The 6795-nt window shown below is 37.7% G+C and carries 5 protein-coding genes; 3 read left to right on the top strand and 2 right to left on the bottom strand.

Annotated features, from left to right (window positions below; genetic code table 11):
• Together GXZ17_RS10605 and GXZ17_RS10600 are read right to left on the bottom strand one after the other, a co-directional pair.
• On the bottom strand, positions 1–1427 hold a 1427-nt coding region (locus GXZ17_RS10605; protein WP_409377252.1), incomplete at its 3' end, for an IS1634 family transposase.
• Positions 1428–1862: 435 nt separating this feature from the next.
• The gene (locus GXZ17_RS10600; protein ID WP_409377253.1) at positions 1863–2051 is read right to left on the bottom strand and encodes an RNA polymerase sigma factor; all 189 of its coding nucleotides are present in this window, start codon (positions 2049–2051) and stop codon (positions 1863–1865) included.
• An 836-nt stretch (positions 2052–2887) separates the two neighbouring features.
• On the opposite strand from GXZ17_RS10600, the gene GXZ17_RS10595 reads away from it, so the two are divergent.
• From GXZ17_RS10595 to GXZ17_RS10585, 3 genes are all read left to right on the top strand, one after another.
• Positions 2888–4399 (top strand): ATP-binding protein, encoded by a 1512-nt coding sequence (locus tag GXZ17_RS10595; protein ID WP_409377251.1) that lies wholly within the window; start codon positions 2888–2890, stop codon positions 4397–4399.
• Positions 4399–4875, top strand: coding sequence for a hypothetical protein (locus GXZ17_RS10590; protein ID WP_409377250.1), 477 nt, complete (start codon positions 4399–4401; stop codon positions 4873–4875). The genes GXZ17_RS10595 and GXZ17_RS10590 overlap by 1 nt, the downstream gene beginning before the upstream one ends.
• A gap of 114 nt (positions 4876–4989) precedes the next feature.
• A partial coding sequence (locus GXZ17_RS10585) for an N-6 DNA methylase (RefSeq protein WP_409377249.1) occupies positions 4990–6795 on the top strand: 1806 nt, incomplete at its 3' end.

Here is a 6795-nt window from a genome sequence, read left to right as displayed (position 1 = left end):
TTGAACTCTAGAGTCCTCTCCAGAAGGAAAGCTAAGAAACAGATAACCAAATGTCCTTTGATTCTATTTTCTGTCCAGTGAAAGATAGGTCTGACTTCTAAAGTACTTTTCATAATGCGGAAAGATTCTTCTATCTTCCATAAAGTATGATAAGCTTCTAAGGCATCTTGAGGTTTTATATCTTGCTCACTGATTTCTATACCATAGTAACCATCAAGCTTCTCATCTCGGTGTAGAGCTTCTTCATCCACATACCAGGTTTCTTTACTGATATTCTTGAGATATTTCTTACCTCCTCTTTTATTACTGGCAGTAATCTGAGATTGGTTCTGTAAAAGTAATTGAGCTTTCTCTAGGAGTCTCTTCCTATCTTCCCGGTCTTTCTTAGCTCTTGTGGAAGAATAGGTGATGATGAGTTTCTCTTTCAGCTCATAAGTTTTACCTTCTTTTCTGAAACTGTTAAGGTAGTCTACTACTTTGTATCTCACTTCTTCCTCCGGAGGAGAATCTAGTTCTAGGTAACCTTCCGGGTTAAAGATTTGCTCTTCCACTTCTTTACCCATATTCTTGAGTCGAGCAGCAAAGATATAGCCATAGTTTCTATCTGTGATTCTTTTTAAGTTCAGTTTACTGTTAACCCCTCGGTCAGCTACAATGATTACCCGGCGTATACCAAAACGCTTCTCCAGTTTATCTAAAGCAGCTTCTAAAGTTTTACCATCAAAAGTATTGCCGGGGAATAGTTCATATCCCACCGGTCGACCGGCACAGTCTATCAATAATCCCAGTACTACCTGGACTTCATTGAACTTCCCATCTTTACTGAAACCAAAATCTCTCAAACTATCTGCTCTCACGCTTTCAAAAGAGAGAGTGGTAACATCATAGAATACTACATCTACCTGCATATTGAATAAGCTTCTCTGTTTATGAAAGATCCTCTCCTCTAACTCTTCTTTATGATCACAGAGGATATCTAAAGAGCGATACAGGTGATGGAGCTCTACCGGAGGTAAGTTAAAGTAGCGGTTTTGATGGTGGTAGGTTCCCAGCTTACTACGGGGCTCTAATAAGTGCTGGATAACCATGAGAAAACAGGCCTCATTTAAAGGAAACTGGATCTTTCTTTTTTCCTGTATCTGAGTCAGTATCTTATCCAGTTCAAACATCTTCCATATCTTCTCATATACTATATAACCCCAGTTGACTATTTGAGCTTCAGAAAAAGAAGAGAGGTCTACTCTATTTTTCAATCCTGATAATTCCTGGAGACGGATAGCTAAACGCTGGATACTGGGATTGTTGGCTATCTGATCCAATCTACCTAAATTTAATAATACCTCTTGTTTGACCACCCCATTTTCTCTATAGGAGCGAACCAGTTGCGCATATTCATATTTTCCTGACTTAGTCACCTTGATGAACATGAGTGTATTATATCACTTAATATGGAGTATGTATAGCATTATAGCTATTTTATTTATACATTATTGCCACTACACTTTTAGAAGAATTAAATATGAATGTCTGTATTTACTGGGTTTGAGGCATCAGAATAGGTGAAAATCAGCAGAAAGTGTCAAAGTCGGGAAGTCAAAATGGTGAAGCCTATAATCCTCGATAGACTCTGGATAGGGAATAGGAAAAAGTGCATCTTGTGAGGGCTGCCATAGAGAATGATAATGCTCAGATATTCAGAGCCTTAGGGATAAAGATTCCCAAGTTTATTCTCAGTGAAACTGTAGTGGAGTAAACAAAAAAGAGACTCTTTTTTCCTTGATATATCAATGTTTTTAAATTACAGCTGTCAAAGTCAGGTACTACTTTACCAACTTACAATCCAGTAGAATAAAAGTTCAGGATCAGGTAGTAGTATGATTGGAGCTGAGCGAACAGTAAACCCACCGAGCAAGCTTTCTCTCGAGCTTTTTTAATGCTCTCTTTTTATGTGTCCTTATTGTGCTTCGGGAGATGCCGAGCTTTATCCCAGCTTCCGTTTCTGATAAGCAGTCATAATAAAGTAGATATATAACTTCCTTTTGCCGGGGGATAATATATCAAGAGGAAGGTGTATATCCTTTCTCCTCCTCTTCTATAAAACAAGATACTGGGAGCAATATCTCTCCACCTTTCTTATATACTATCAACCCTTCTTTTTCGTCACCCCAGCAACTTTCGAGCCGTTTTTAGCCTGCCTCTGAATGGTTCTATCAGGGGTCTAAATTATTTAGGGGCAAGAATATCTGGATGCCTGATTAAAGATTTCAGGTATAACAGAAAAGGAAGTCCTCGACGGGAGAGGGGAAAAAGGAGTAACCTCACCTCCAAGGGTCGCCATTCTTCCTCAGGATACCACCCCAGAGTCAATCGCGAGTTCGTTACATCGCTTACGTGGCAATCTTGTTTTTATTTCCTGAGGTAATTCAATAAGGAGATCGCCGCGGTCGGCCCCTGGCCTCCCTCGCGATGACAGAGGGGAGGAGCTTCCTGCGATGGCAGATGGAGGTCATTGTAATAACAGATAAGAGTGGATTTCTTTAAACTTCGACTCTAATACTGACTCTAATACTACTAAAATTGGATGGCGAGGCTTCTTTTTTCTCTTCCTTTAAAATGTTTCCTCTTTAAAACTCCTGTGATAGGTTTACGGTGGCCTCAGCAGTCTGTGCTTGGTAGCAAGTTATGTTAAAATACAGAGAGTAGAAGCCTGGCTTTTTGGGCGCTCGTAGCAAACAAACCTTGGGGTGGTAAAAAACTCTTTATATAGCTTTTGGGAGGAGGTGGATATGATTGGAGAGCGAAGACACACAGTTGCCCAGAGAAAGATATATTTGGGTAGCTTGGGTAGAGACAAGTTTGGTAACATTTTGCTTTGGGAGAATTGAAAATGAGTAACCACTACGAAGGTAAAAGCGGAGTTAATGTAAAACGTCTTGTTCAGAATATTGCAGATCAATATCCTTTTAAACCTCAAATTGCTACAGTTGTTGAACTGGTGGCGAATTCTCTTGATGCAAAAGCTTCCTTGATAGAAATAGTTCTAAATAAAGAAGAAGGGATCTTAAGTGTGAAAGATAACGGCTTGGGAATGGATAAGAAGCGGTTTAGGGAATATCATGATTTTGCCGCTTCTGCTAAGACAAGAGGAAAAGGTATTGGATTTGCTGGTCAAGGTGCTAAGCTCGCTTTAAATTTTTGTAAAAAAGTTTTAACTGAAACTTGGTCGTCTAACTATCGGGGTTATTCAGAATGGTTCCTAAAAGGTAATGAAGCACCATATAAAATTTTTGATAATCAGATTTTAACTCTTGATAGTCTTGGAACAAAAGTTGCTCTTTATCTGAATAAAGAGAGCGCTGATTTTTATACAGAAGATTTAATAAAAGAGACCATACATGAACATTACTTTCCATTAATTGATCCTAAACTTAAACTAAAAGAAGCTTACAAAAATTTTTATGAAGAAGGAGTAAAAATTTTATTTAATAATAAAGAGATAATATTAGATTTATCTATTGAAGATGTACTTGAGGAGAAAAGAGATATAGTAATTTCTATACATCGTAAACCAAAAGCAATTGGTTTAGTTGGTCGAATAAAAGGTGCAAATTTTTTGCCCCCAGGCATTATGGTCTGTACCTATGGAAAAGTAATTGAAAGAACTCACTTTAAAAAGGAGCCAAAGGAAAAAGAAAAAATTATTGGCTGGATTGAGGCACCATATTTAATTGAAGCTGTAACTACAGATAAATGCAGATTTCAAGCCGGGAATAAAATATGGGAAGGATTTTTTAGGAAAGCACAAAGCGAATTTTCCAGATGGCTTGAGGAAACTGGTCTTTTAGAAAAACCTATAAGGAGAGAGTTAGACTATGCTAACTTAGAGGAAGAAATAAATTCTATATTAAAGAATCTTCCAGAGCTTTACTCCTTTGGAAGTGGAATCCAAAGAGATGTAGCAATACAAGATGCAGAAGGTGAGGAGAAGGAAATGGGTGAGGGGACTCAAAAAGTCCCGGGAACAAAAGGCGGTGAAACTACAGGTGAAGGAGTCGCTGTTTACCCCGGAGATGAATTAGGAAGAGCGCCGACAACTGAACCTGGAGAAGGCACTCCCGCTACACCTAAACCCAGAATTATTAGGGGTGGGATAAGAATAGCCGAGGATGAAAGACCAGATTTGGATCAGGAGGCGTGGTTTGATGGTGAAAGTGTTACTGTTAATAAATCGCATCCCGCATACGCAAAATCAAAAAAGAATGAATTATTAAATTATCACTTACTTAAATGTGTAATTATGGAGCTTATTAGATTTAATTTGGAAAGAGAACCAGAGCCTTCGTATCAGAGAGTTTTTGATCTTCAACAGAGATTCTTTAAACTATGGGGTGAGCAGTAATGAGTGAAAAAATAAAAATACCTGTAGAGATAAAATCGGTTAAAGATCCAAAAGGGGAGGCAAAATTAAAAGCTACTGTACCTATGAATGTTATATTTGATAAAAGTTTTGACGCCAAATGGCTTGAAGAGGAGCTAGTAAAATTTGAAAGAAAGTATTTCTATTTAGTCACTTGTTTAAAAGCCCTTTCAGATGCAATCCGTTTCCAAAAACAAAGAGATGGGAGGGTATTATTGTATTGGGAACTTGGAAATAAAATAGTGAGTTTCACCGAAGATAGTGATAACGCTATCTTATTTGTCGAAAATCTTACAAAGTCATTAGTAAGAGATGTTGGGATTTCAGAAAAAATTTTTTCACGATGTAAACGGTTCAGGATTAATTATCCTGATCTAACCCAAATTGATCCTGCAAGGTCTTTTAACAGTTATGTTGCAACCTTTGAAAAAGGGTATCTCTCAAGAAGAAATACATAAGAAACGAAAAATAACTGGAGAAAAATGGGTTTCGCTTGCTCAAATTGTATCTTTGGTAAAACTTTTCAAAATCTACAAGAATATAAAATGGCGAATTTATAAGATGGGGTAAAAATGACGGAGATAAAGGATATTGTCAAAACTTACAAATCTGAAGAGAGGAATAAAATTCATCCTTTCTCAGAGTGGTCCAGGAGAGAAGTTTTTGAGAAGCTGGTTAGGCCTTTCCTCGTAGCTATGGGTTACAATCCCGACCAGATTAACTATGATGATACAAAAGGCATTGTGGAGCTTAAGATACGGGAAGATTTAAAGATAGTTGTATATGTTGCATCGATTCAGGAGGAACAAAGATTTTTATCGAATAAAACTGGTGCCCCTGTGGATACATTACCTGACCCCGAAACTGGTAAGCCCAAATACGAGATGGCAATAGTAACCAACTTTGAAAAATGGTTCTTTTATTTTGATGGTAAAGAGATTTATGCCGTGGCAGGAGAAAGGCTTGAAGAAGAATATGACACGGTAAAACTTCTTATTTCCAGAGATGCTATGGAGTCTGGAGGGTTTAGGGAGGTTGCGAGGAGGCTTTTGCATAAAGAGGATAACGAGCCTCTAAGGCAGGAGCTGAATGTCTTAAGGGTAAAAATTGCCAACAAGATACTTCAGGAAAGAACAAATACTCAATATCTAAAAAACCCAGATGGCTCTTACAATAACGAAATTTTAAATGAAATAACCACCCGCTGGATAACAAGATTCTTAGCTTTGAAGCTTGCTGAAGATTCTGGGATAAGTTTCAATTTTACCTTGAAGGATATAATAAGAAGTTTTGAGCTCTCTGGAAAAGTAGCAAAACCTGTCCCGGGGGCAAAAGTAAAAGAAGAGACCTTGAGTAATGCCATAAGAGCTTTGATGAACGAGTTTGAGAGAAGGTTCAATGGCGGAATTTTCATGTATGAGGAAGGGGTTGATTATATAACCATTCCCGATGCTGCCTTTTTTGACATGCTTAATTTTACAACAGGTTGGTCTTTTACTCTGGAAGATGCAAGAATCATAGGCTTTGTTTATGAAAGATTTTTGGGGCAGGAGATTGTGGTTGAGGAAAGAAAAGGTGGACCTGAAGCAGTTTTAAAAAATATAGGAGAAGCAAGAGGGAGAAGAAAAGCAGGAGGTATTTATTACACCCCTAAATATATTGTTGATTATATAGTTGAAAATACGCTGGGGGAAATTTTAAAAGAGAAAAGGGAGGAAATAGATAACGCAGTAGAGAATCTCGATGTTGATAAATTTACAGAGGCTCTCCGGGAGGTTAAATCACTTCGTGTTCTTGACCCTGCCTGTGGCAGTGGCTCTTTTCTTATAAAAGTTCTCGCTGAGTTTAAGAATTTCTATGAAAATATTGGAGAGAAAGCAGAAAAAATTAAAGGGGGGATTGATACTTTAAGGAGAAAAAAAACCAAAGGCCAGTTACTTTTTACCAGAGATGAGGAGGTTTTAGAACTTGAAAGCAAGTGGGAAGAGCTGGGAAGAGAAGTTGACGAGGTTAAATTTCCGGGGACTTTTGCCTTGAGGCACAATATCTATGGTGTTGACCTTGACACTAAAGCAATTGATATTACCGCCTTTACTTTAATGGTTCAAGTTTATGATGAGCTAAAAAATGGGGCAAGATGTCCAACAATGATTGATGAGAACCTTAAAGTTGGTAACTCATTAGTTTCTGCGATAGTGCCTGATGAAAGAGGGGGGTTTATCTCAAGGAAAGAACTTGAGAAATTTAAAGATGATATAAGCAATCTTATTGAATTGAGAGAAGCTGGAAAGGGCATAGATATTTTAGATGATGGAGGTTTGAGAAAACTTTTAGAAGAAAATTTTGACGATGTGGTTGGTGTATATCTTCATATAAAG

It is taken from the genome of Candidatus Sordicultor fermentans, assembly GCF_012728195.1.
GTDB lineage: Bacteria > Atribacterota > Atribacteria > Atribacterales > Caldatribacteriaceae > Sordicultor > Sordicultor fermentans.
Note: the sequence above shows the minus strand (reverse complement) of the source record. Positions and strands in the feature narration are given on the sequence as shown.